This window comes from Pediococcus ethanolidurans (genome assembly GCF_964062635.1).
GTDB classification, from domain to species: domain Bacteria; phylum Bacillota; class Bacilli; order Lactobacillales; family Lactobacillaceae; genus Pediococcus; species Pediococcus ethanolidurans.
In genome coordinates this window covers 737413-763934 of sequence record NZ_OZ061250.1, presented here as the reverse complement: position 1 = coordinate 763934, position 26522 = coordinate 737413, and the positions used below count along the sequence as shown (strand labels likewise).

Here is a 26522-nt window from a genome sequence, read left to right as displayed (position 1 = left end):
TAACAGTACTGTCGTACCATTTATACTTTTCATTTTGTGGTGTTTGCTTGTAAACTATATTGATACACGTAGCAAAAAATAATGAGTAAAACAAAAGACCCCTGACGATTAAATGCGGATATACTCCTACCAAGGTAGACAAGCAAATAATTAAAACTTGTCTGCTGAGGAAGGAGTATTTTTTATGGGTCGAAAGGGTTCAAGATATAGTGTGGAAGAGAAACTCTTCTATATTAATTTAATAAAGGAGGGAATGGCAGCCAGGGCCATTGGAAAGAAGTACGATGTCCACTCCTCGCAAATAGCTCAGTGGGTGGAACGCTATGATGCAGGTGGCGTAGCGGCGTTACAAAGGCGACACCAACAACAAACGTATTCAAAGGGGTTCATGATGGAGGTGATTCAGGCCTATCTAGCGGGTGGAACATCATATCCTCAACTTGCGCGACAATACCATATTCCCAATAGTTCTGTCATCTACCAGTGGGTCAAACGGTATACTAGTGGTAAAGTACTCACAACCACTAGGAGGACTATCCCAATGAAAGATGGCAGAAAGACAGAACAGGTCGAACGTATCGAGATCGCACAATGGATCATTGCCAACGAGATGAACTATGTTGCCGCGACTACTCATTTTAACGTGTCCTATGGCCAAGCGTATGCTTGGGTCAAAAAGTTCAAGCAAGGTGGTCCCGACGCACTCGCAGACCGCCGCGGTAAGGCCAAGGAAGATACTGGTCAGTTGACTGAACTGGAACTAAAAGATTTAGAGATCAAGCGTCTCAAGGCACGGTTAGCCAATATCTCCACAGAGGTCGCTGTGCTAAAAAAACTCCAAGAGTTCGAAAGGATGGATGCCCTACAGAAGAAAAGTACCTCACGGTTCAAGCACTTACCAAAAAAATAAACCCAGACACAAATCAAGTGTATGGGGTTAGTTTCATGTGCCAATATGTTGGTGTATCTCGTGCTGCATACTACAAGTGGACTCACCGCAAGGTTACAGCGCAAGAACTCGAAAATAAAGCAATTTTGGCCTATATCATCGCACGTGAAGAGTCAAAAAATTATATTTATGGTGTTCGTACGATGACTATGTATCTTAATAAGGAAACACCTTATCATATCAGTCAAGGACGTGTGCGGCGCATTATGCGTCGTAACGGTATTCAATCATCGATTCGTGTGGCCAAACGCGATCGTAAAGCAGAAAAGAAGGAGTATATTCTCGCCAATAAATTACTTCATGAAGACGGCAGCCACGATTTCGCTCCTGAGCAACCAAACATGACTTGGGTAACTGATTGTAGCGAGCTAAGATTCGGACCAGGTAAGAAACAACGATTACGTTTGAGCGCTATCAAAGATCTTTATGATCACAGCATTATTGCCTGGTGTGTAGCGAGCACAGAGACAACGCAGTTAGTATCAGAAACGATCACGCAAGCCTTGAAAGCAAACCACGGTGTGAAGCCTCAATTTCTTCATTCCGATCAAGGCTCGGCTTACACTTCTGGTAGTTATAACACCCTGTTATCCGGAGAAGGCATCGTGCACAGCATGTCTCGCCCAGGAACACCAGGTGATAACAGTGCAATGGAGTGTTTTTGGAGCCAGTTGAAAACAGAAGAATTGGCTTTCAAAGCACCTCTTTCAGAAATCGAACTTGTCGGCATCATCAAGACGTACATTGCATGGCATAATACGGAACGACGCCAACTAACACTAAACGGCATGACTCCGGAAGAATACCGGAATCATGCCGTTCAAAAAAATGCATAAGATTTTAATTATTTGACTGTCTACTTGACAAGGAGCCGCGCCTGCATCAGGAGTCTTTTTTGACTTAAAATAAATAAAATTTTGGATTTGAGTTTTGAGTTTGAATATTTCTTATTTGATCGTTAATTAGATAAATTAAGAATCTAATCGAACTAGTAGTTACCCTTTTCATTCATTATTTAGCTAATTCTTCACGACCAATTTCAAGATAACATTCCATGTCTTCTTTTGGTACCATACTACCACCGGTTGCCCAAACAATATGATTAGCATTTTTCATTGGGAAATCAGCCGATAGATTTTCTAGCGACCGATCCATAATTGTAAATCCAGCAGCTGCCGAAGGTTCCAATCCAATTTTCTCAGTGTCATACAAACGGACAACATCTTTCATCATATCTTCGTCTTTGAAAGTTGCCGTTCCTAATAACAAAGTCCGCATATTTTTACCAGCAATTCTTGATGCGCGACCAACAGCCAAACCATCAGCTTTAGTTGTGCCATCAATGCCAATATCATAAACAGAAATTTTATCATTTAAACCAGTAACCATCCCTAAGGTAACAGAAGGGATATGTGTGGGTTCTGCAAAAATAGCATGTGCATTTTCGCCTAAAACCTTCTTTAGACCAAAGGTAACGCCACTTGGACTGCCACCGACACCAGCTGGTAAGTATACAAACAAAGGATGATCCTTATCAACTTTAATTCCCTGGGATTTTAATTGGGCTTGTAGTCGCAATGCGGCAACCGAATAACCGAGGAATAAATCATATGAACCTTCATCATCAATGAAATAAGTCATTGGATCAGCTGCAGCCGACTTGCGAGCTTCAGTAATCGCATGTGTGAAGTTATCGTTGTACTCCACTACATTCACACCAAAGGAACGTAACTTATCTTTCTTCCATTGTGAAGCATCGGCTGACATATGAACTGAAGTTCGAAAGCCTAATCTTTGCGCTACAATTCCAATTGAAAGACCTAAATTACCAGTTGAGCCCACCGCAATTCCATATTTGGCAAAAAGATCATGATACTTCTTGCTGGCTAATACGGCGTAATTGTCTTCATAGATCAAGCCGCCTTCTTGAATGGCCACTTTTTCAGCGAATTTCAAGACTTCATAAATTCCACCACGAGACTTAATCGAACCGGAAATTGGTAAGTAGTTATCAGCTTTGAGGTACAAGCCACCTTCAATTTCATTTGTAAAGCTTTTATTTAGGCGAACCTTCATGTCTGGAAGGTCTATTAATGGTGACTCAAGGATTCCATGAGTCGCCACCGTCTCTGGAAAAGCTACTTCAAAGTATGGTGCAAATCGATGGAAACGTGCTTCAGCATCAAAAACATCTGCAATTCCAATTGAAAGATCAGCTTTCTTACCATAATCAGGGTTACGCCAGAAAAAAGGCTTTAACTCCTGCATTGTTTTTACTTCTGGGTACTTTTCGATCAAAGCATCGACATTCATTCTCTAGATCTCCCTATTCTTGTTTTTGTACGTTATCCAGTATAACAACAATGACTTCTTTTTTTAAGTGGTCTAAGGTAATTCAACACAAATTTAAGTTATCAACAGTACTTTGTAAAATTCACAAACAGAATTGGTCATATAATTAATTCTCAGCTTTATAGTCTAAGTACCAGTCGTACCAAGATTTGAACCAAAACTAACAATACAACTAACAAATTGCTCAATTTTATTTTTATCACCAACAACCAACTCAACAAATATCCCACTAGGAAAATAACTATTCCCTGCCAAAAAATATGACCATAGCATAGTGCGTCCCAGATACTTGTTGTTATCATGATCACTAACCAAAGATTTGAGCAATCAATTAAAACACGCTTGCTTTCGGTTTTCTTTGATCTCACAACTGCCATGTTTTGTATCGCATAGTGTGCTCTAAGTGGTTGAATAATGGCAATTGTATATAACAAAATTGATAAACAAAAAAGTGCTAAAGAACTTATCGTAGGATCGTTTATAGAATACTGTAAATAAAACAACTGACTATTTGTCTGATAATAACTGTCGATTAGCTTCAACAAAATCAAGGTACTTATACACGCAAGTATTAACGGCCTTAAATACGTGACAAGATCCCGTGTTCTAATTTCAAACATTCGTCAATCTCCATTTTTTCATAAATTTCATGCGAAGCGATTATGATACTGCGGCCCTGTTGTCGCAATTGGTTCATAAGCGTTACAAATTTTTGCAAACTTTCTTGATCCAAACCCCTAGAAGGCTCATCTAACAAAATGAGATTTTGCTTTTCCATTATGGCCTGAATAATTCCAGCCTTTTGACGCATTCCGACAGAATAATTTTTCATTTTGGTGTGGCTATGCAAATCTAATGCCAGTGTTTGACAGAGCTTTTCCGCATATGCTTCGTTCAAACGAGACTTGATACTTGCTAAATAGCGAAGATTATAGGCTAAACTAAAGTTTTCCAAGAATCCAGGATTTTCAATCAACGCCCCTAGATTAGTGTTTGAATTCAATAAAATTTTACCGCTATCTGGTTTTTCCAACCCCGCAATTAACTTAAACAGTGTCGATTTTCCTGAACCATTAATTCCCTTTAATTGAATGATTTGTCCTTTATTTGCGATCTGCAAACTCACATTTTCTAAAACGACTGCTTCCTTATAACTCTTAATAACCTTTTCAACTACTAATAAATTCGTCATTGTACCATCCCTACCGCCTTTCCTAAAATGTTCATGATGATTTCATAGTGCACCATAATATTTAAACCCATCGCCAATATTAGGCCAAATACTTTATTAATTCTGAATAAAAAGGCGTTGATGCTTACTTCAAAAATAATGCCCTGACACCAATTAACTAAAACAAAAATTAAGGTAATGGCGCCCAATTGAGCATGAATTGGAATGATCATTAAGGCAAGCATCGTCTCAATTCCAATATATAAACTAACACGAATAACTGCCGTCATTTCCATAAATTGTAAGTATAATTTTTTACCCATTCTAGGGATTAACAACGGGTTAATATGATCGAGTTGCCAACTCTGTTTAGCTGCCAAAAGAATATAAAGATTATTGAAAATAAGTGCCTGAATATTACTCAATCCTAAACCAGAAAATAGATCTTTACTGTGATAGGCAAAAGCTACCGCAATAACTGCCAGGAGTCCTATAAAAAACCATGTAGATAATAAAAACTTGTTATTGATGATTTTCTTCATATAATTTTCCTCTGATAAATAACGCAATTAAACCCCAGGTCACACTCGCATACACAATACCAGTCAGTGTATATTGAACATAAAGCGACAAGCTCGGAATATTACTACCAATTATCTGATTTCCAGGCATAATTAAAATGGGAAGGAAAAATAAATAACTTATTAGACCATTTCCTAATAGTGTCGGAACTATGAACAACAGGAGACCTACTATTAACCCTAATCCCCAGAAGATATACGGATTTTTAATGAACAGACTAATCGCTAGTACCAAACAAATAAATATAGCCCACCCGATTGAGGTCAATAGAACAAACCAAAACAAGTTTACATAGCCATTTTGAGAAAAGATATAACCCAACGAGTTTCTCAAGAATCTACTTGACCGAAGCATTCGAATTGGTGCCATTAAAAAATTAATTTCAAGTAATAATAGGCATTGCCAAATAAGAGATGCCGTAAAAGTAATCACAAAAGTTTTAATAAAGGAATTTCGTATGTATCGTTGCAATGATCCTAGTCTATAAATCAAGAATTTATTGAAACCTGTATAACGATCTTGAGAAAGATTATTGGCAAAGAATAACGGCAAACAAATCATGGGCAACAACATCAATAACACTGATTCATAAGTTCCTTGAATGCTATAAAAGAAGCTAATTCCGGCTTCGACACTATTACCCACATCGCTGGCTGGTGGTTCGCCCATAAAAACAATGTAGGCCCAGACACCATAGGCAAAATAAAAGATACCTACCGCAAATACATTATATCTAGTTAATTTCATTACGATCTCTTTTCTGAAACTTTGTAACCACACACTAGTTCTTCCAAAGAAACATGATAGATGTGGCTAAGCTTGACTAAATTAGTAATACTAGGTTGAGCATGTGCGTTTTCCCATTTAGACACTGATTGCCGAGAAATATGGAGTTTATTTGCAACCTCTTGTTGAGACAAACCGTTTCTCTGACGAATACGTTTGTAAGACAAAATTTCCCTCATGTTAAACACTTCCTCAAATAGTTAATTTTGTCGATTAACAAAACTTTTAAGGAATTCCAAGATCGATCACTTTTGAACTTACTACTTTAGAAAAAAAGAACCGGTAAAAGATCTACCTGTTCTTATTAATACCTGCCTTCATACACGTCTTAATTAGCGAAGCGTATATTCAGTTTTTAATTTTATGAACTCCCCCCAGAGCGTAGGTACTAAATTTCCGTTGTCAAAAATATAAATTTCAATTTTTGTTAATCAACAAAACTAATTATGCAATGAGAACGGCTCTTTGCATAGAAACCAGTGGTTTACATTCTAGCAACCATCAGTTTACGTGGCCGATCTCGCCGAGAATTGAACTTCAATGAAGTTGAATAACTCTAACAAATAAGTTTCATGTCCTGTTATCATATTTATAGTGTATCTCTATATTTACTAACACGACTAAACAAAAAATTAACGTATGATTTTTACAGATTAACGTAAAAACAGACTTTTATTAATTTCAATTTCAAGCACTTATTGCTTTGAATGAGATTATTGTTTGCAAAAATTCTCTTTTTCATAGTTACTTCTCTTCAAATAAGATGATTATATGCTCCCTATTCAGGTAGTAATGCCGTAATTGGCACATTTAAGTAACCTAATATATGATCATAAGAACTATGACTAGGGATCTCCAACTTGAATCGTACAACAGCTTGAGGATTAAGATCTTGAATTGAAACATTCTTACCTTGGTTGTCAACATAACATTGAGAAGCAAAAATAGATTGGAATTTCACGGTAACCTGATTTGCTTGTTGTTTTTCACCAATTTTTGCTCCACTTGACCCTAACATCAAATCTCCAATTTTCTTATTATTAACCATAACATCTGCGTCTGATATCCATGTTGCTTTCTTAATTAAACTAGCTGTCGACTTAGCCATTTTTCGCTGATCAAATGACACCGAATAGTTGAGAACAAACGAATGTGAAGTTGAATTAATTTGATCAATTGCACCTTGGCCAGTTGTAAGGTTACCAGTTTTTTCAGTAACTTTATGAACGGTTGTGGAAAGTGGCTTAGTTTTGATTGTGGGTAGTGAAATGCTCTGCGAGGATCCATTAACATGTCCAATACGAATATCAATGGTGTCATTGCTAGTTGATGAATCACCATTGACATAGAAGGCAATAAATTGACGGTAATGCCCAAGAGCAATCTGTCCATAATTTTGTTCAAGATCAATGACTGACTGATGTTGATTAAGTGTCACGTGTACATCCTGATGACGAAGTGCTGCAGGATTAATATAGGCACCATTATAGTCAATGACAAATGCTTTAATACCCGCAGATGTCATTACACCTCTAACTTGAATTGTTAATCCATCCCCCTTTACTGTTGATGAATTCACAGATTGATAAGCGGAGACATCTGACAGACCACTAAAAATTTCATTCATGGTAGGATCAAAATTTTGCGTTTTTTGATTTTTTTTATCAAGTAGTTGGTGAATTGCAGGAACAACACCTCCGGCCTGAATAGTCAATGGATTAAATAATATAATACTAAGAAGAGCGGCCACAGTAAGCATAAGTTCTAATTTTCGATGGCTTTGTTGCCGCTTAGTTGCTTGATTAAGTCCTCTGGTTATTGCCTGAGTAACCGCAGTTTCAGGTACTTTTATCTTATTTGTTTCTTGCTGCCAGTTAATATTCACGAATAACATCTCCTTTTTCTCGTAGCCATTCACGGCCGCGGTTTAACCTACTCTTAACCGTTCCAGTTGGTACTCGTAAAATTTTTGCAATCTCAGATTCCTGTAATTCATTAAAATAAAAGAGAATCAACACCACACGAAACTTTTCTGGAACCATTACAAGATCTTGCATTAAATCCTGATGCAGATCCACTTGTTTATGACAATCTGCTGTTAATTCAACTATTTCTGGTACCGGTGTTTCACGACGATAAAGGTGACGCGAAACATTAATTAAAATACGTATTAACCATGTATCAAAATATTGTAAATGATGCAGATGCTTGATACTCAAAAAGGCTTGCAAAGATGTTTCTTGCACAATATCCAGAGCATCGTCTTTATTGTGAATGTAAAGCAACGCTGTTTTATAGAGTTTTGCTTGTCGATTAACCAGTAATTTAGTTAATGCTTCTCTATCACCTCGTTTTGCTAACAAAATCAGTTCCATATCTTTTTCCAATACGTTCCCCCCTCTTTTCATTCCTACACCTATTAGTGGCTAGTCATAGATAAAATGTTCCAACAAATTCAACATTTGGTAATTTTTTTATGCCTTATTCAAAAAAATTCCCGCCAAAAATTTCAACCACAAGTTTGTGATTACATTTTCTGACGAGAATCCTTATAGTAATACAGGACATTCTCCATTAATTTTGTTTTTTCAGAATACTTGACGCTACAGAGAACAATCTTTTATTTCATGCTATGTAAAATAACAAAAGTCCCCGCGAAGAAAGTATTACTACTCTTCTTTTGTTATTATTCCCCATAAATACTTATTTTCCGTTGCCATTGTTTTTAGTGATTTAACTTACCACATAAATGTAGTATATATGCATACAAATCAAAACGGTAAATTAAAAAATTAACGTGCACTTTTTAATGATTAACGTCATTATTCAACAAAATTTAAAGCTACAGTTCATTGCTTCGGTGTTTGATAATAACTAAAACTGTCAATAAAACAATCTGTAAGAGTAATAATACTTCAATGCCTAAAATCACATACTGAAGTATGATAACTGTACATCCCACTCCAATTACAATGTTCATACCAGTTGTGGATGTAACCCAAAGTAAAATTGCCCAACAAATCCAATACATACCTGTCACTATTGCCATTCGTGCCGGCTCATCATTCAATGTGGATGCCACCCCCGTCAGACACAGATAACCACCCAGTAAAATGGCAATGATAGACAAACTAATTTTTACGATTTTCATATTATCCTCTCCTATTACAACCGATCATAAGCCTTTTTATGTACTTCATATTTAAAGATAGCTTCTAAATCAGGATAATGCTGATTAAAAACCGGCACATAGCCATTCTTGGTAACCTCGGCGAAAATTACTTTACCACACTGCTCATTATGCAATTCAAGGTGTACGCCATTAGCCATCAAAGTAACTTTTTTGACACCTTTAATTCGTTTAAGTCGTGCTACATCCTGATATCCTTCAATATCTAATCTTAACCGACCGAATTGTCGATAAATTTCTGTTGGTGTCCCTTGCAAAATGGTTTGACCATGTTTCAACATAACAATATAGTCTGATAACTTCTGTACATTATCCATATTATGGGTTGAGAAGATAACCATCGTTCCTTGCTGCTTTGCCGCTAAAATCGCCTTAATCAGCAACTCACTATTTACCGGATCCAATCCAGAAAATGGTTCATCCAAAATTAACAACTGTGGCTTGAACATCAAACAAGCAATCAGTTGCACTTTTTGTGCATTTCCTTTGGATAAAGATTCAATTTTATCAGTGACTTTTCCAACCACATTAAGTCTTTTCATCCAGTCGTCTAGAAGTATTATAGCTTCCGCTTTTTTCACCCCATGTAGTGCGGCAAAATAAAGCAATTGGCTTTTAATGGTCTCCTTTGGATAGAGCCCCCGTTCTTCAGGCATATATCCGATTTTCGCGGTGATTGCATCAGGAGTCAAAGATTTGCCATTCCACAAGATTTTGCCACTGTCTGGTTTAATGAAATCCAAAATCATGTGAAAAGTTGTCGATTTTCCCGCTCCGTTTTGCCCGATCAAACTCAAAATTTGACCACCATGCAAGGAAAATGATAAATCAGACACCGCATTAAAATTGCCAAACCGTTTTGAAACATGTTGTAGTTCAATCATTTAAACCTCACCTTTTATTTTCTTTTGAATTGCCCGTATTCTCATGTGAAAGCACTGATAAGAACGGATTTGCTTTTTTGGATGATAACAAGCCAAAGCGATACTGCCGAACACTCTGTTTTAGTAGCCAAGCTATGATAACCAACTGAATTACGATGCTTAAATAGGCTTCACCGTAACCAACATTTTGATTAGCCAATAATGTCGGCATCAACAAGGAGCCAATTGGTGGAAAGGCTAACACAACATTGGCATACACACGCATAACACTAATTCCTGCATCAAAATAGTGCGGTGCATTAAATAAAAATGACACCGCCGTTCCAGTTCCGATCAGTAACATGACAGGAATAATGGCCACCGCTACTTGTGACTCATCCGTCACACAAGACGCAATTTCGGTAGCCCACACTAGTGCCATAAATAACGCCACTGCGGCATCTAATACGATGTACACGAAAAAAACGGGGCTAGTATTTCTAATGATTGTTTGAACGATAAAACCGTGTGTCACTCGTTCGTATATATAAATTAACCCTGCATAAATCGTCATATGTAAAAGCATCAGGCAATAGGTTGCTGAAATTTTACCAATCAATTGTTCTTTAGCATCCACCATTGCCAACAACATTTCTGAAATTTTACTCGTTTTATCCGTAGCCACCGAATTAGCCATAATAGACACATACGAAAGACTAACCATAAAAATAAATATGGGGAGAAAGTTTCCCCAAAATAAATTTAAATTCAAATGATTGCTAGTCGACAGATCGAGATGAATATTTCCGCTTCGTTCAAAAATTGCTGCAATTAATAATGGCCATAAAATAATTGTCCAATAAGTAAATGAACTTAATGACCTTTAATTTCATGACAAGCTACCGCCAAAACTTGTTTTTGTTTGAGTATCTTCATCTCATCACTTCCCCATTAATCCATAATTGCAGCTTTTTGGTATTTCTGTTTGACTATCCAAAAATAGCTTACAAGCAAAATTGTTTGCAGAAACGTACTTATGAATAAAAAGGACGTATCATCACGATGATAAAAAACAAGTTGACTGCTAATTATCTGTGACCACACCGGAAAAATTAGAGCAGTAAGCAACTTAGAACTCGAAAAATGTCCCAAAGTAACGAATGACAAAAAGATGGAAATCATGATATACACATAAACTGGCGTTAAAGCCTGTAGTAAATGACTATGATTTTTTATGTAAATGCTGATATGTGCAGTCAATAACAATATCCAACCAAAGATTTGTAACATAAGTAAAATGAATAAAAAGGTGTGCCAATTTACAAAGTAACTGTAACTGGCTGTCATTAACGAGGATAACAATTTATTTGTTGTCATTAAAAAAGAGAAACTAATTATGTATAATCCCAAACTTGCTATCAAAAGGTAAAGGACACCTAGTAATCTGCCAGAGAATTGATCCTCTGACCTACTAATGACCCACAAAAACTCATTAATTTTTGACGATCGATCATTTTCAATCTCGTTCCCAGTTATGGGTATTAATAACAAACTGAAGAGTAAGACAAACACAGCCATGCCAATTGATAAAGTTCTGGGAAAATTACTAAATACTAAAGTATTTGTGTTCACATCAGGTGAGATTCCAAATGCTAAAATCATAACTAACACAGAACCCGGCCATAACAAACCGGACCAGTATGAACTTTTCTTGATGTTATGTTTAAACGTAAATTTAGCTATAACGTTTAAACGTCGTAAATTTATTTTTGTCATAAAAACTTTAAACGAATTCGTGAAAAGCACTCAATCTAGCCATATTCGTTTTAGTATTCACCCCTTTACTACCTTACCTATTTGTTACGCCGCTCACCTTTGCGCCAATAATATAAGCTTGTAGCTATTCCAATAATCTGTATTAAACTCCATATAATACCACATACCGTTGCCGTAAGTGCCGCACCATAGGTTTTACTATCGACTTTGCTTTCTGCTTTTATAATAATTATCTCCCTATTTTTTCTATGTTTATAGTTTATAACTGTGTTCCAAGATGCAAGCAATTAAAAAATTAACGTCCTGTTTTAGCTAATTAACGTAAAAAAATAAGCCTACAATTTTATTCTGTAGGCTCCATTTTAAGATCCATGCTTTTTCATTAACTTGGTTAAATCTCTTGCCTTGCGAAACGATACTTTACAAACCAAACCCTGATTAAATTCTAACTGTCGGGCTTGGGCATCAAAGCTCGTCACATGATCTAAATTAACTAAGTAACTTTTATCACAACGAAACAAATTTGGATACTTTTCTTCCAAATTGTTCAAATTGCCGGGAAACTCCGCCTGCCGATTTTGCGCAATCATTGTGACGCTTCCTGGTCGTTCCTTAACTGTATACAACATCACCAGTTCATTCATTGGTACTGAAAAGTAACGAGACCCTATTCGATAACCAAACAGCTTCTGTTGATGGTACAGTGCCTCCACATATTGAGACCGTGCTAAATTAATATCTTCTATTATTTTATTTTTAATATTTTCAAGTGTTTTATCTTTCAAAATATAATCCAATGGCGCAATTTTTCGCTCTAACGTTAAAAACGCCAGTTCATCGTGAGTTGTAATAAAAACTATTTGTGCAAATGGTCGCTTCTGTCGAATTTTACTGGCCAATTTCAGTCCGGCATCGGTTTGCGAACCAATTTCCATATCTAAAAAGAACAGTCCCTGCTCTTGATCTAGGATGCTGCTTTCTAACTTTTCAACATCATTGGTTGCACAAACCAACTTCATTGCATAATCGTTAATCATAATCGTATTCTTGATAACTTTCTTGTAATACGCTTGTTGTTCAAGATTATCCTCTAATAAATAGATTGAAAACACTTATTTTTCCCCCGTAATAATTAAAGTAATCCGTAGTTTTTGTTGTATCAACTGTGTGTCCAAATAAAAGTTCGGATTTTGATTAACCAACTCTTTGACATTCGCTAAACCCAAGCCTCGATTTGATCCTTTTGATGAATAACCGCGCTCAAATATTTTTTGAAGATTAAATGGCAACGTGACAGTATTTTCCACTGAAATTTCAACCGTGTCGTCTGTTTTAATAAGCGCACAGCTAACCTTGTGATCTGGCATTTTTTCAGCCTGCTCAATCGCGTTATCTAAAAGGACCCCCACAATTCTAACGATATCCACAAGCTGCTTTTCGATTAAAAGATCCTCTTGTTCGATTTCCAGATCTAACTCAACTCCTCTTTTGCGTGCTTCAAAAAACTTTTGAATAATTAAGCCACGCAGAGTTTCGTTTTTTAGATGATCAAGTTCACTAATGCTAACTTTACTTAGCGACTCATTTAACTGCTTTTTATTTTTTAATTCATTTAAATATTCCTGCAATTCTGCTCGGTCATCGTGTTTTACCAATTCTGTCATTGAAAGCATCACATTCTGATAATCGTGTTTAAACTGACGCAGCTCGGCATACTGTTGTTCTATACTGGCTAAATAGTCATGTAACTGCTGGTTTCGGATTCCTTCATCTTTAATATTTTGTTGAGCAGCATATGTTTTGATAAAAAACTGCATTTGCCAACTCATCAAAATGATAATTAACATAAAAATTACAATACTAGCTGCTTGAATGATCGCCGTAATATCCTGAATATCGCTAATAATTAAAATGGTTTGAATAGATCCATAAATCATCATTAGCATCCAAAAAATCCGGGTGGATAAGCCTAAATCTTCAATCTGATTCATCGAATGACGCCAGCACACGCGATGTCGATAAAACCAAATGAATAAGAGAATGGTAAAAAATAAATCAATTGTTATATCCTGAAATACCAACATATCGCCGACACGCGAGAGTGACTTAATGGAGTGGAAAAGATTTGCCCACATCAAAATTGTTGTACTAATGTATCCACTAATGGAGATTAAGATGATTTGAATAATGACACTAATTAGCATCAAATTCACGTATCTGGGATCAATTTTCAATTTCTTCTGTCTGACAATTTCGACGATGATTGCCCCCAAAACTAGCGGTAAGTAGGCAGCATCTTCCAAAATCATACTAAAAATTGCACAAAGAATACTGGCACCAAAATTTAAAGCGACCACTTTCAACCCAAAATTATGCTTCAGATAAGTATTTGTACATAAAACAATAAAAATTAGCGCAAAATTTTCAACAAGATACTCACCAATTCCAAATTCTACCATTATCTGTTAGTTTAGATGAATAATAAAATTCATTCATTCATCCTGGCTCCCTTTAAACCAAATCTGCGTCTTGCATCACATCCTTTAGTTTAACTAAATTGTATCAACGACACAATATAAACAGTGATGTTTTCGATTAACGTATAATAGTTCGTGATTAACGTTAATCATCAAAATAAACGCCCTTCTACTTTTTTTAGCGGCCTAATTACATTTAACAGACCTAACACTAAATGACCAATAAGAATGCTAACGATTCCCCAAATAGCAGAGTAACTTGGAAATAGCCAAAGAATTATCAACGCAATTATAAAGAAAATTGCCATTACAATATAAAATCTCTTCTTAGTCGTCATTTTATTAAACCTTCTTATCTAAATTACTTTTGCAATTTGTGGTCTAACCATCTTGCGATTGCTAAAATGAATGCTAGTGCCAATATTCCCCACCCGATAATATTATCGGCAATATTACGGGGACTATAACTGTCTAATGGATCCATCGCAATTACAAAAGGACCCAACAACGTTAAAAAACGAATGAATTTTTCAGAATAGATAATTTTTTTCATAATTTTTTACGCCTCAAATAAGAAAACTTTTTTCGTTTTATTTGTGATGTTTATCTTGGTAGTAACTAATAAGAGCCACAACCATGGCCAACGCGATTAATCCAAAGGACACCATTCGTAGTACAGCATTTGTTCTCCCTGGATTACCACCAGGAATTGCCATTACAATCAAAGAATCCGTTAGTAAACTCAGCCTTAAGGTTCTAAGATTAATAAATTTCATACATCATTACCCCCACCCATTTGATTAGTCTAAATTCACTTCATTGTTTTCTGATAACCCACAACAGAATAACCACCACAATATTAAACATCATAGCGAGTACCAATGTCCAAGCAGCTCCCCATAAATTAATTTGATAATCTGCATAGTGTCTGCCATGATCTAACAAGTTAAAAACAACCAGCAGTTTAGGAACTGATAAGATCATTAAACCAAGTGAACAAATTGCACAACTTTCAATAATCTTTTTCATTTCTTCTCCCCCAGTTTGGGTTATTTAAATTTATAGCTTAATCATATTCTAAATTTAATCGAATAGGTAGCAGCCATTGGTTTACATTGGGTAACTCTTACGTTACATTCGTTGATTTTGAACTTCAATTAAGGTAATTAAGAAAATATACAACGATTTAGTAATTTACATTCTCACTAATTTAGTATAAATTCAAATCAGGCAACTAATTAAACATAGTGCGTATTAAATCTAAGGGGGGAAAAGTTAATGTTAAAAACGCAATTAAAAGCATATAGAGAAAAAGTTCATCTATCACAAAATCAAGTTTCAAAAGAACTTCATATCACTAGACAATCCATTTCTCGTTGGGAAAACGGTCGGGGTTATCCTGATATGGACAATCTTATTCTGATAAGTCAGTTATACAAGTGTTCAATTGATGATCTTTTACAAGACGATCAAGTAACGCGAGAAAAAATTGAATCACCCGTTTCTGAAATGAAAAATCAACACAAACCATTAAATTATAAAATCACTAAAACTTTCAATTCTAAAGAGGAACTACTTCTTCTTTTTATCATTTTAATGATCAGTGCCTTTATTCCGTTTTTAGGAGTTATCTTACCTTTTTTTGTTATCTGGCGAAACAAGACAAATCATCTGTTACATAAAATAGTTTTACTAACTAGTATTGTTATTTTTCTATTTAGTTTATACAGTTCTTACATTATTATCAATGACACTTTCTTCATGCCCGGAACCACAACTGTTCAAAAAATTAAGTAACGTTGTGTTCCGTTATAAAACATTTTCAGTTTTATAAAAATAAAATAAGAGTTAAAAATCGAATTTTTGATTTTTAACTCTTATTTTCACGAATCCTTTATTATTTTAGTACTTAATGCCTTCATCCACATCATCCAAAGGTACGATAATCATGGCATTCTTACGATAAATATTCACATGATGAATGTCATGTGCCTTCAACATATCAACCGCATTTTCATAATTACGCATGTACTGCGAAGTATCATGTGCATCTGAACCAATCGTATAACGTTTACCACCCAGTTGTTTATAAATTTCAACCGCATAATCATACAGCCCGATATTGTGGTATTTATACATACTGGTTGTATTCAATTCAAACGCCATATTGTAACGCACAGCGAGTTTTAAAATGTTTGCCAATAACACACCAGCCGTTGTCTCAAACATGCCTGAAGTTAAACTAAGCTTACGAACCCCATAATCAAAGTGAGCTAGCACATCTGCATCATGAAAGGCATTGATTCCCTTCCACATTAATCGATAATACTGATCAGCCACCTTCAAAGGATCCATTTGTGACACAATGCTGTCACTGAAATCAAAATCTGGACTCCGATGAAAACTCAAAAGTTTAATATCAAAGTCATGTTTCTTCAAATAGGTTTTAATATCATTTTCGCGACCAGCAAAATAGCCGATTTCAACACCTTTAAAGATGTGCTTACCCGTCTCTTCTTCCAAACGGTGGATCTCACGCGAATAGGCATCATAATCCAGTAATTCATCACCATTTTTATCTTCTGGATCCTTAAAATCCAAGTGCTCTGTGCTGACAAAGTTTTCTCCAGCAAGCTTTAAATACGCCGCCATTTTTTCATCTGAATCAAATGAAAAGTCTGTATGTACATGTTGATCATAATAATCCATAGAAAAATCATCTCACTTATCGTTATTTTTGATTAATTGTTTTACATATCCATGATGATACAAATCCTGTTTCAAATCTGCTAATGTGAAGCGATGATAAAATGCCCGATACTGATCGTCCGCTAACGTGAATAAATCTGTTAGCGTCTCTGACATATTATTAGAAATATGGTCGTCTTTTTTTATACCTTCTGATTTTCCCGTGATAAACCGCGCATAACTTAATGTTGGCGGAATGGTCACATCGTATAACTCACCGACATTAATATCGGCCAGTTTTCTTTTCAGTTGATAACCACCATTTTTTCCTACTGTTCCTTCAATATAGCCTTTTTTATGGAGGACTGACAAAATATTGCGAATAACCACCGCATTTAGATCTAAACAACCAGCTAATTCGCGGCTCGCAATTTTACGTGGACTGTTTTCTTCCAAGTAAAACAAACTATGCACTGCCACTGAAAAATCCAGCTTCATTTGATCGGACCCCCTTGTTAATGCTTGCACATACATTTTAACACAATTTTAAATATTCTTGGGATTTGTCTTCAGTAAAAAATGACGTTGATAATTGTCGTGACAAGCTATTTAATCAGTTTATACAATACGTGTGATACAAAGAAACTATTTTGCTTGAATCGCGCGATAAACTGCACCAATAATTCCCGCATCATTATGCAATTTGGCTGGTTTTACTTCTGCAAAGGTTAGATCACGAACATCGCTATTTCGAGATTTGAGATCTGCAATTTTTTCACGGAGGCCGGCAATGAATCTAGGATTAACTGAAATTCCACCACCAATTAACACAATTTCTGGATCAATCGCCACCATTAAGTTAATGATTCCCTTAGCAATAGCCGTATAGAAGAAATCAAGGCTTGCTAAGGCCACCTCATCTTTTTTATCAGCTAAATCATACACAACACGGGCATCTGTCAATTTTGGCTTGCCACTGTGGTGATTGTAATAGTTTAAAAGGCCAAAAACGGTAGCACCGGTAAAACTCAAACTGTTTAGTTCCAGATTTTGATCATTATTTACATTCATCACAGACATCATCCCAAATTCACCGGCCATCCCGTGACCGCCACGATAAATCTGATCATTGATGACTAAACCACCACCAATACCGGTACCAATGACCATGCAATAATAATTGTGAAAACCAACCGCATTGCCTTGCCATTGTTCAGCAAAAGCCGCCGCATTGGCATCATTTTCGACCGTTGTTGTAATACCTGTGCGTTTTTCAATTTCTTGTTTTAAATTGATTCCAAAAAAGTCTTTAATTGCCCCACCAGTAGTCATAAAACCATCTTGTTGCACAATACCAGGAGCACTTACCCCAATCGCTGTAATAGTCTGTTCGGTTTTAAATTGTTTGACGATTTTTTCAATATTTTGAAGAATTTCTTCACCTTTGATACTAGTTTTGATGGCATCTTTTTCTAAAATCTTCCCTGTTTCATCAACCAAACCATATTTAATGGTTGTTCCACCAATATCAAGTCCAATATAATATTTCATGTGATTAGCTTCCTTCATATTATGTTACGTATGAAAAAAGGATCGAAACCAAGTCATCCGTTTCAATGAGATGACCGGAATACTTTATTTCAGATCCTCTTTTTCTTAAATCTTTTAAATATACTGTCTTATTTATCCAAAATGTGCTTAAAAAGGTAGTTTTCTCCGTCTAACTACGATAACCAATCGATTCCTAACCCGAATCATTCGGTTATCTAGGCTACCGCTCAAAAGCCATTCACCTTTTGAAACACGCTACTTTAGGTCCTCACCATTGCTGGCAATTACCTTTTTATACCAATCAAACGAGTCTTTCTTTGAACGATTCAACGTGCCTTTACCGTCATCATCTTTATCAACATAGATAAAACCGTATCGTTTTGACATCTGACCCGTTCCAGCGGAAACAAGATCAATACAGCCCCATGGTGTGTAACCCATCAAGTCCACACCGTCCAAGTCTACCGCTTTTTCCATCTGTTCAATATGTGCACGCAGATAGTCAACTCGATATGGATCGTGAATACTACCATCCGCTTCAACCTTATCACGCGCACCCAAACCATTTTCAACAATGAACAATGGTAAATGATAACGATCGGTTAACCAATTCAATGAATAACGCAAACCAACTGGATCAATTGGCCAATCCCATTCACTTGTCTTCAAAGTTTCGTTCTTGGTAACTGGTGCTTCTGGACTAAAGTCACCATCAATATCAATTCCATCAGCCTTTACAGTCATTGAATTGTAATAACTTAAACCAATATAGTCCACCGTACCTTGTTTCAGAATTTCACGATCTTCATCCGTAATATCTTTTCGATAGCCCTTACGTGTGACATATGCTTCAATATTATTTGGATAAACACCATTAGCATGCACATCGGAGAACCAATAACGACGTTGCATCAATCGCTCTGCCAACATGATGTTCTTTGGATCGGCATTGTATGGATAAATTGGTGTCATATTAATCATGCAGCCAATTTCAAAGTCAGGGTTAATTTCATGACCTACTTTAACTGCCTTAGCACTCGCTACCAATTCATAATGAGCCGCTTGATACATTGCCGCTTCGCGATCTTCTTTTTTCACGTTACTGAATAAAATTCCAGAGTTCGTTGCTACAGAGAACTCACTATCGAAATTACTTTGATTATCAATTTCGTTAAATGTCATCCAGTACTTAACTTTGTCTTTGTAACGTTTAAAACAAACCTCCGCAAAGTTCATGTAAAAATCAATAACTTTTCGATTTGTAAAACCACCATATTCTTTAATAAGATGGTAAGGCATTTCAAAATGAGCCAATGTAATTACAGGTTCAATTCCATATTTGTGACATTCATCAAATAAATCATCGTAGAAGCGTAAGCCTGCTTCATTTGGTTTCTTTTCATCACCGTTAGGGAAAATTCGTGTCCATGCAATAGAGGTTCTAAAACACTTAAAACCCATTTCTGCAAAAAGTTTAACATCTTCCTTGTAGCGATGGTAGAAATCAATTCCCTCATGATTAGGATAGTTTTTACCTGGCAAAACACCATCCGTGATTTCACGTGGAACACCATTAGCGCCCGCCGTCATCACATCCGCAACACTGACACCCTTGCCGCCTTCTTGCCAACCACCTTCGAGTTGATGAGCAGCAACAGCACCACCCCATAGAAAACCATCCTTAAGTTTACTCATATCTAATGAACTCCTCTCATTTAATAAAATTGTTACATTTAAAGTATAACTCATTTCTGAAAGCGTTTTAATTATAAACGTCAATTTTCACAAAATTTACATATTTTTCAATCTTTTTTATAAAAAAGTCTATTCACTTTGATTTTCATCGCCATAAATAGACTTTTAATTTGATTAACTAATCTGTTGCATGTTCTGTCGTTGCAGCAGCTTCAGCTTCTTTAGTATGTGCTTCTTTATCAGCAGCAGCTTGTTCTTGTCCATACAAGATTTGATCTTGTTTGTGTGCGAAAGGCCAGTAAACGAAGAACGAAAGTACTAACACGATTGCTTGCCAGATCATCATCTTCCAACCACCAACTAGTAAACCAGAAATAATTGGCGGTGTTGTCCATGGAACCTGAACACCTGTGAAGTATGGAATAACACCTAATTTAATCAACCAGTATGTGGAACCCATTGAAATTGCGGGCATGAACATAAATGGTAGAAGTAAAATTGGGTTCATAACAACTGGAACACCGAACAAAACGGGTTCGTTAATATTGAAGATTCCTGGTAAGAATGACAAACGACCAATACTCTTCATCTGAACTGATTTAGCAAAGAATGCCATGAAGAAAACTAATCCAATTGTCATACCGGAACCAGTAACAGTACCAAATTGATCAAGTAATGATTGAACGAAGACATGGCCACCATTTGCGGCTGTAACAACACCATGTGCTTTGAAAATTGCGGCGTTTGATAAACTGTTTGTACCTAAGATTGGACCCATAATACCACTGACAATAACCGCACCATGAACACCAAAGAACCAGAAGAATGGAATCAATAGTGAAACAATAAGAACTCCACCAAATGAATCTGTCATTCCTTGTAATGGCGTCTGGATAGTTTGGTAAACCCATTGTGTCATGGTTGTATGTGCTGTAGCATCAAACAAGATATAAACGATTAACCAACCAGTAGTAATGACGAAAGCAGGAATCAAAGCAACAAATGATTCTGCAACTGCTGGTGGAACCTGATCTGGTAACTTGATTGTGATGTGATTCTTGATAAACCAAGAATAAATCCAACCAGTTAACAATCCAACAATGATAGCTGCGATCATTCCTTGACCACCAAGCCAAGTACGGTCGATAAATCCAGTTAACATTGTAGGAGCTTGTGTTGCTGAAATAACTGTCTTAGTACCGTTCATAACAGCTGTTGTAGGACGCATGATGAGGAAGAAACTTACCAATGCAGTCATTCCGGCTGGTAATGGTTCAAATCCATCATCTTTTACCCAGTTATACGCGATACCAACAACGGCAAAGACCGCCAAGACACCGAATGAAGCGTTATAGGCTTGTGTCCAATAAGGAGTTAAACCTGTCGCATTCATCCAATTAGCAATTGGTGCCCATGGAAAGGCACTCAATAGTAAGAACACTGACCCAACCATAATAAATGGCAAACTGACTAACATACCATTCTTTAAGGCTGTGATCGCTTTGGTATTAACAAACTTCATAACTGGAGGTAGAAACTTGTTGTTAATCCAATCATTCATAAAATCACCTCAAATAATAATTGCTTACGACAAAATAATAAATAAATATATCAAAAATCTTTGGCCAAAGATTGCATAACATGAAGCGCTTTCAATAAAACCGTTTTATCCCTTTTGCTTGCCTATGTATAGCTATTTCATAAATAAAAAACATGTTCCAACAGGGGTTCAAGTACCGTTCGTTGGAACATGTTCCATAACATGTTTTTTCTATTTAATTTAAGCTAATTAGATGTGGCTAACTGCTTCGTTAATTGGGGTTTCGCCTTCACTAACCGCAAACTCTTTTTTAATCGTTTGATCATTATGCAAAACAGCCACAATTACTTCGGCAACATCTTCACGTGAGATTTTACCAGTATGTTGATTAAGTTTCACACCACCCTTACCAGCATCATTTGTCAAAGCTCCGGGTTTTACAATTGTATAATCAAGTGTTGTTTCGTCCTTAAGATACAGATCTGCATAGTGTTTAGCCACATAATAAGGTCGAATTGCAGTCCATCGAGTACGATCCTCAGCATTCATGGCACTTACAATGACAAAACGCTTAATTTCAGCCTTTTGTGTGGCTTCCATGCTCTTAACTGCACCGTCTAAATCAATTAAAAGGGTTTGATCATCACCAGTTTTGCCTCCTGATCCCGCACTAAATACCACGGCATCGACACCCTTTAGTACTTTAGCCATTTCTTCCGGCTGTTCATTTAAATCAAATAACTGAGTGGCCGCACCTTGATCTTCAAAGAAACTTCGTTGTTTAGCGTCACGAATTCCTGCAACCACTTCATCGCCACGGTCAAGGAGTTGAGCCACTAAGAGTTTACCGATTTGTCCATGTGCACCAATCACAAATACCTTCATGAAATTACCTCCATTTATACTCGTTTTAGTTAAATAATTATAAACTTTTTCTGCTTAACTTTAACCCTATCATGATCTCGTGTTATGTTGAACTAAAAGCACTCGGGGGAGTTCACTATGAAAAAATTTTTAATTTGTATTTTCAGTTTACTTGTCGTTTTTCTAGTTGGTGGTGTGCTTTACGTTCACCATCAAAACACACCATTAACTCATCTTCACATTACCACCAGCAACACAGCCACCGTTCTTATTCCTGGTTCTAATGGTAGCACCTACACTTTTAACGGCATGATCCGCCGTCTTACCCATAAAAAGCTGGCGCACCTTGCCTTAAAAGTAACTATTGATGCAAATGGCGTCACCCATATTCGTAAGGTAGGTGCTTTAACTCAAAATCCTTTGATTCAGCTGACCTTCGTTAACAATCAAGATCCGCAAAAACAAATGCAATATTTACCCGCATTTATGAAAGAACTAAAATCTGTCTACTATATCAATAACGTGAACTTTGTCGCACATTCCATGGGTGGTAGCGTGATTCTTGAATATTTAGAAAATAAGCAAGTTCAAACCAGTCAGTATCCTAAAATCACAAAATTTGTGGCTATTGGAACTCCCTTCGGCTACATTACGCCGCAAAATAGTCTTGCAACTGCTGCCAGCAATCTTCCCAGTGATTTGAAAATTTTGAATATCGCCGGTAACTTAAATCACACTGGAACTGACACTGCAGTTCCGCTAAAAAGTAACGAGGCGTTACAACCTGTTGTTGCCGGTCACGTTGCAAGCTATCGTCATATTACAATTGAAGGTAATCGTTTGGAAGCGCAACATAGCGCATTGCACGAAAATCCCAAAGTTGATAAATTAATTGTTAACTTTTTATGGAATTAATTTTCCATCAATAGATTTCCATATCAATAATTTCCGGAATTGCCTCAAACACCGCGGTTAATTTAGCCATATCAACAGTTTCTGAAGATTGAATCGCCATATGAACCACATCGGCTGTATCTGTTTTTCTCACATGCATACTTGTGACTTCAATATTTTGATCTTGAAGCTTATTTTGAATGATTGAAATATTATGATTACCTGGTTTTACCTGTAATCTAACTTCATTCGTATTGGGTAATCGCAACCAGCTTAGATTTCGATGCAGCATAACTTGCGTTCCTAAAACTAACAACGCAGAAATAATGCCCACAATGTACATTCGTGCACCAATGGCCATCCCTACTCCAGCTGTCGTCCACAAACCAGTTGCGGTCGTTAAGCCATTGACATCTTCGTGTTTCACAATGATTGTCCCGGCACCAATAAACCCAATGCCACTCACAATTTGAGCAGCAATTCGTGATGGATCTAAACTAATTCCTTTATTGCCAAGTAAATCCATAAATCCGTATTTAGACACAATCATCATCAAGGCCGCACCAACAGCAATAATAATATGCGTTCGTAATCCCGCGGTTTTGGCTCGGGCATCACGCTCATAGCCAATTGCAAAACCGCAGCAGCCTGCAATGAGAACTCGAAGAATTAAATCAAATTGTGTTGCCACTGTCATGTCCGATCACACCTCCTTACCATATAAAAACAGGACTATCTGTATTAAGTATACAGACAATCCTGTTTATTTTTTAATATTCTGATTGTTATTTGCCGATGCCATCAACAAACGTTTCAACCTCTTGACGGGTCTTGCGATCACCATTGACAAAACGGCCAATTTCTTCGCCATCTTCTAATGCGATGAAACTAGGGATTCCCATAACACCAAATTTTTGAGCAATCTTAATGTTAGCATCACGATCCACTGTAATCCAATCATATTGATCGTATTCAGCTTCGATTTCAGGCATTACAGGCTTAATGAATGCACAATCAGGGCACCATCCAGCCGTGAAAAATAACATCTTTTTACCAGTTTTGATCGCATCAAGGATTTCTTGATCCGTTAATTGTTGTTCTTGTGCATCCATTATAATTCCTCCCGTTGATTCAAAGTTCATCGTTTAATGCTTACTTTTTATAAGTCTTTAAACAATGAATTAATTGTATCATATTCTTCTTTAGAAAGGGTAACTTTTTGCGCTCCCGCATTTGCTTCAACCTGTTTAACTTGTTTGGCTCCTGGAATGACAACCGTCACATCAGGGTTTTTAATGTACCATGCCAACACAATTTGAGCAACCGTTGCATGATATTTATCCGCAATTGGTTGAATTTTCTGTACTTGTTTGATAATTTTGGCAAAACGATCTCCGCGAAAATCTGGATTACTGTGACGAATATCGTCAGATGCAAACGAAACCGTGCTTGAATATTTTCCAGTCAATAAACCAGAAGCTAATGGGAAAAACGGTACGAATGAAATTTCATTTGCCTTTAAATAAGGCATTAATTCTTTTTCCGCATCTCGGTGAAGCAAACTATACTGATTTTCTACAATATCTACTAACCCATCTTGATTAGCTTCCTTAACTTGATCAAGACTTACATTAGAGATTCCGATTGCTTTAATCTTACCTTCTTGCCGTTTTTCATCCAAAGCTTTAACAGCTTCATTTAAAGGCGTTTTGCCATCCGGAAAATGAATATAAAAGATATCGATGTAGTTTGTTTGAAGGCGTTTCAGAGCATCCTCAACAGCTTGTTTTAAGAATTCTGGTGAATTGTTTAGTTGATCTGGATGACCTGGTGTTTGCGCAGCTTTTGTCGCAATCACAATTTTCTTTCGATCATAGCCCTGAATGGCTTTACCAATTAATTCTTCTGAGCGGCCAAATCCATAGGCATAAGCCGTATCTAAAAAGTTAACGCCATTATTCAATGCAGTCTTAACAATTTGAACACCAACCTCGTCATTTAAATTTGGAAATAAGTTATGTCCACCCACTGCATTAGTACCAAGACCAAGTGGTGTTGCCATGACGTCAGTTTTACCAATTTTTACTTTTTCTACCATAATATCCTCCTTTAATCTTTAATCACAACTTCTATGATGCACGCTAAACATTAAAATAGCATTTATTTTGGCTCAAATTTAAAAACTGTCACTTAATTCAAAAAAATAGCTATTTCCTGCAGATTAACCTGCATTCGTAGCTAGTGTTTCATTGTTATTTAACGGTTCTGTTGAAATTGGTACATTCCTAGTCTGCATGTTAGGCAAAGTTGCATAGTCATTCCACAGAAAATCATTCATCACATTAAAAACCATGGGATTATGATTCAAACTGCAGTGATAACCCTCTTCACCCGTAATCAGGAGTTCACGATAGTCTTTTAAAACTCCGTGCAACAAGTATTTAACCGACCGTGCCGAATTAACCGAAACAAAACAATCGTTATCAAAGTACCCTTCCACTTTTCCCACGACATTAAATAATTGTACTCCCTTGGGAAAATGATCGCGGTACTTTAGCATGCGCTTAAAGTGTTTGGTTTCATGAGTTGGCCGATGATCCATTCTGAGTAAAGCCGGAACCGGTTTAGCATGCAAAAAACCACGCAAGCCATTAAAAGGACCGGCAATGGTCACTAATTTTTTTAGTTTAGGAACGCGTAAGTCATCCCCGTACATTAGTGCTTCGTTAACTAAGTCATTACTGCCAAGCGAGTGCCCCACACCGTTATACTCCATGACATTAAACTCACGTTTTAACAAGATCAGTAAACTATGTAACCAGTTAATTTGAACAAACTCTGGTGCCCGGTTATTTTCGAATAGCACCTGAATAATTGGATTCTTTACATCCATTTTTTCGGATCCAGTAATTGAAATCCTTCCATAACGTGTGATAGTAGCCGTCATAACTTGTTTTGCCCAACCCGCGTGTTGAGCCGCAGAAATCATATGGCCGGTTGAGTCCACGCCACCATTAAATCCATGCACAAAAATGGTCGCTGCGTTCATTTATATTCCCCATTTGTTTTAACAATTTAATTTGCTGTCATCGTTCACACTTTAACAGGCAACACCGCTTATTTTACTATTTTCCACAAACAAAG

The 26522-nt window shown here is 36.6% G+C and carries 31 protein-coding genes; 4 read left to right on the top strand and 27 right to left on the bottom strand.

The window, feature by feature from the left end:
- The first annotated feature begins 184 nt into the window (after positions 1 to 184).
- Both AB3219_RS03825 and AB3219_RS03820 read left to right on the top strand, forming a co-directional pair.
- The gene (locus tag AB3219_RS03825; protein ID WP_367369288.1) at positions 185 to 910 is read left to right on the top strand and encodes a transposase; all 726 of its coding nucleotides are present in this window, start codon (positions 185 to 187) and stop codon (positions 908 to 910) included.
- Positions 907 to 1785 carry an IS3 family transposase gene (locus AB3219_RS03820; RefSeq protein WP_216763231.1) on the top strand — a complete coding sequence of 293 codons (879 nt, stop codon included), beginning with the start codon at positions 907 to 909 and terminating at the stop codon, positions 1783 to 1785. The genes AB3219_RS03825 and AB3219_RS03820 overlap by 4 nt, the downstream gene beginning before the upstream one ends.
- Before the next feature lie 175 nt (positions 1786 to 1960).
- Here the strand turns inward: AB3219_RS03820 and AB3219_RS03815 are convergent, their stop codons facing one another.
- From AB3219_RS03815 to AB3219_RS03735, 17 genes are all read right to left on the bottom strand, one after another.
- Positions 1961 to 3262 carry a D-serine ammonia-lyase gene (locus AB3219_RS03815; protein WP_367369316.1) on the bottom strand — a complete coding sequence of 434 codons (1302 nt, stop codon included), beginning with the start codon at positions 3260 to 3262 and terminating at the stop codon, positions 1961 to 1963.
- A gap of 165 nt (positions 3263 to 3427) precedes the next feature.
- Complete coding sequence (locus tag AB3219_RS03810) at positions 3428 to 3616, bottom strand: hypothetical protein (protein ID WP_367369315.1); 189 nt, start codon at positions 3614 to 3616, stop codon at positions 3428 to 3430.
- A gap of 265 nt (positions 3617 to 3881) precedes the next feature.
- Complete coding sequence (locus AB3219_RS03805) at positions 3882 to 4493, bottom strand: ATP-binding cassette domain-containing protein (RefSeq protein WP_367369314.1); 612 nt, start codon at positions 4491 to 4493, stop codon at positions 3882 to 3884.
- Entirely contained in the window at positions 4490 to 5014 is a 525-nt protein-coding gene (locus AB3219_RS03800) for a hypothetical protein (protein ID WP_367369313.1), read from the bottom strand. Before AB3219_RS03800 ends, AB3219_RS03805 begins: the two co-directional genes overlap by 4 nt.
- A complete protein-coding gene (locus AB3219_RS03795; protein WP_216763184.1) occupies positions 4995 to 5801 on the bottom strand; it encodes a hypothetical protein in 807 nt (268 codons plus the stop codon). Before AB3219_RS03795 ends, AB3219_RS03800 begins: the two co-directional genes overlap by 20 nt.
- Positions 5801 to 6019, bottom strand: coding sequence for a helix-turn-helix domain-containing protein (locus tag AB3219_RS03790; protein ID WP_216763183.1), 219 nt, complete (start codon positions 6017 to 6019; stop codon positions 5801 to 5803). The genes AB3219_RS03795 and AB3219_RS03790 overlap by 1 nt, the downstream gene beginning before the upstream one ends.
- A 599-nt stretch (positions 6020 to 6618) precedes the next feature.
- On the bottom strand, positions 6619 to 7725 hold the full coding sequence (locus AB3219_RS03785; RefSeq protein WP_367369312.1) for a hypothetical protein: 1107 nt from the start codon (positions 7723 to 7725) through the stop codon (positions 6619 to 6621).
- On the bottom strand, positions 7715 to 8227 hold the full coding sequence (locus AB3219_RS03780; protein ID WP_263773614.1) for a sigma-70 family RNA polymerase sigma factor: 513 nt from the start codon (positions 8225 to 8227) through the stop codon (positions 7715 to 7717). Before AB3219_RS03780 ends, AB3219_RS03785 begins: the two co-directional genes overlap by 11 nt.
- 455 nt (positions 8228 to 8682) lie before the next feature.
- Positions 8683 to 8991 (bottom strand): hypothetical protein, encoded by a 309-nt coding sequence (locus AB3219_RS03775; RefSeq protein WP_216754710.1) that lies wholly within the window; start codon positions 8989 to 8991, stop codon positions 8683 to 8685.
- Between the two features lie 14 nt (positions 8992 to 9005).
- Positions 9006 to 9914, bottom strand: a complete 909-nt coding sequence (locus AB3219_RS03770; RefSeq protein ID WP_260365511.1) for an ABC transporter ATP-binding protein — start codon at positions 9912 to 9914, stop codon at positions 9006 to 9008.
- A 7-nt stretch (positions 9915 to 9921) separates the two neighbouring features.
- On the bottom strand, positions 9922 to 10665 hold the full coding sequence (locus AB3219_RS03765) for an ABC transporter permease (RefSeq protein WP_367369311.1): 744 nt from the start codon (positions 10663 to 10665) through the stop codon (positions 9922 to 9924).
- 179 nt (positions 10666 to 10844) lie between these two features.
- Complete coding sequence (locus AB3219_RS03760) at positions 10845 to 11669, bottom strand: hypothetical protein (RefSeq protein ID WP_216762815.1); 825 nt, start codon at positions 11667 to 11669, stop codon at positions 10845 to 10847.
- Between the two features lie 362 nt (positions 11670 to 12031).
- Entirely contained in the window at positions 12032 to 12781 is a 750-nt protein-coding gene (locus tag AB3219_RS03755) for a response regulator transcription factor (protein ID WP_216754681.1), read from the bottom strand.
- Complete coding sequence (locus tag AB3219_RS03750) at positions 12782 to 14128, bottom strand: GHKL domain-containing protein (protein WP_216754680.1); 1347 nt, start codon at positions 14126 to 14128, stop codon at positions 12782 to 12784. It abuts the gene before it with no gap.
- A 379-nt stretch (positions 14129 to 14507) separates the two neighbouring features.
- On the bottom strand, positions 14508 to 14699 hold the full coding sequence (locus AB3219_RS03745) for a hypothetical protein (protein WP_216754679.1): 192 nt from the start codon (positions 14697 to 14699) through the stop codon (positions 14508 to 14510).
- A 37-nt stretch (positions 14700 to 14736) separates the two neighbouring features.
- The gene (locus AB3219_RS03740; protein ID WP_367369310.1) at positions 14737 to 14922 is read right to left on the bottom strand and encodes a hypothetical protein; all 186 of its coding nucleotides are present in this window, start codon (positions 14920 to 14922) and stop codon (positions 14737 to 14739) included.
- A gap of 40 nt (positions 14923 to 14962) precedes the next feature.
- Entirely contained in the window at positions 14963 to 15175 is a 213-nt protein-coding gene (locus tag AB3219_RS03735) for a hypothetical protein (protein ID WP_216754677.1), read from the bottom strand.
- Between the two features lie 249 nt (positions 15176 to 15424).
- Between AB3219_RS03735 and AB3219_RS03730 the strand changes: the two genes are divergently transcribed.
- Complete coding sequence (locus AB3219_RS03730; RefSeq protein ID WP_216762812.1) at positions 15425 to 15943, top strand: helix-turn-helix transcriptional regulator; 519 nt, start codon at positions 15425 to 15427, stop codon at positions 15941 to 15943.
- A gap of 105 nt (positions 15944 to 16048) precedes the next feature.
- Here AB3219_RS03730 and AB3219_RS03725 read toward each other — a convergent pair whose 3' ends face one another.
- The 6 genes from AB3219_RS03725 to AB3219_RS03700 form a co-directional block, all read right to left on the bottom strand.
- The gene (locus tag AB3219_RS03725; RefSeq protein ID WP_057807384.1) at positions 16049 to 16855 is read right to left on the bottom strand and encodes a PHP domain-containing protein; all 807 of its coding nucleotides are present in this window, start codon (positions 16853 to 16855) and stop codon (positions 16049 to 16051) included.
- Between the two features lie 12 nt (positions 16856 to 16867).
- A complete protein-coding gene (locus tag AB3219_RS03720; RefSeq protein ID WP_317765220.1) occupies positions 16868 to 17332 on the bottom strand; it encodes an Rrf2 family transcriptional regulator in 465 nt (154 codons plus the stop codon).
- Positions 17333 to 17479: 147 nt separating this feature from the next.
- Positions 17480 to 18385, bottom strand: a complete 906-nt coding sequence (locus AB3219_RS03715; RefSeq protein WP_216754082.1) for an ROK family protein — start codon at positions 18383 to 18385, stop codon at positions 17480 to 17482.
- Positions 18386 to 18640: 255 nt separating this feature from the next.
- Entirely contained in the window at positions 18641 to 20080 is a 1440-nt protein-coding gene (locus AB3219_RS03710) for a 6-phospho-beta-glucosidase (RefSeq protein ID WP_216754081.1), read from the bottom strand.
- Between the two features lie 178 nt (positions 20081 to 20258).
- A complete protein-coding gene (locus AB3219_RS03705) occupies positions 20259 to 21641 on the bottom strand; it encodes a PTS sugar transporter subunit IIC (RefSeq protein WP_367369309.1) in 1383 nt (460 codons plus the stop codon).
- A 228-nt stretch (positions 21642 to 21869) separates the two neighbouring features.
- Complete coding sequence (locus tag AB3219_RS03700) at positions 21870 to 22505, bottom strand: SDR family oxidoreductase (RefSeq protein ID WP_057807374.1); 636 nt, start codon at positions 22503 to 22505, stop codon at positions 21870 to 21872.
- A gap of 117 nt (positions 22506 to 22622) precedes the next feature.
- Between AB3219_RS03700 and AB3219_RS03695 the strand changes: the two genes are divergently transcribed.
- Positions 22623 to 23399, top strand: a complete 777-nt coding sequence (locus tag AB3219_RS03695) for an alpha/beta hydrolase (RefSeq protein WP_367369308.1) — start codon at positions 22623 to 22625, stop codon at positions 23397 to 23399.
- A gap of 7 nt (positions 23400 to 23406) precedes the next feature.
- On the opposite strand, the gene AB3219_RS03690 is transcribed toward AB3219_RS03695, so the two are convergent.
- The 4 genes from AB3219_RS03690 to AB3219_RS03675 all read right to left on the bottom strand — a co-directional run bounded on the left by AB3219_RS03690 (position 23407) and on the right by AB3219_RS03675 (position 26427).
- Entirely contained in the window at positions 23407 to 24075 is a 669-nt protein-coding gene (locus AB3219_RS03690) for an MgtC/SapB family protein (protein WP_216762808.1), read from the bottom strand.
- Positions 24076 to 24163: 88 nt separating this feature from the next.
- Complete coding sequence (locus AB3219_RS03685; RefSeq protein WP_367369307.1) at positions 24164 to 24490, bottom strand: thioredoxin family protein; 327 nt, start codon at positions 24488 to 24490, stop codon at positions 24164 to 24166.
- A 47-nt stretch (positions 24491 to 24537) separates the two neighbouring features.
- A complete protein-coding gene (locus AB3219_RS03680; RefSeq protein WP_216762818.1) occupies positions 24538 to 25479 on the bottom strand; it encodes an aldo/keto reductase in 942 nt (313 codons plus the stop codon).
- A 120-nt stretch (positions 25480 to 25599) separates the two neighbouring features.
- Positions 25600 to 26427 (bottom strand): alpha/beta hydrolase, encoded by an 828-nt coding sequence (locus AB3219_RS03675; protein ID WP_367369306.1) that lies wholly within the window; start codon positions 26425 to 26427, stop codon positions 25600 to 25602.
- Between the last annotated feature and the right edge of the window lie 95 nt (positions 26428 to 26522).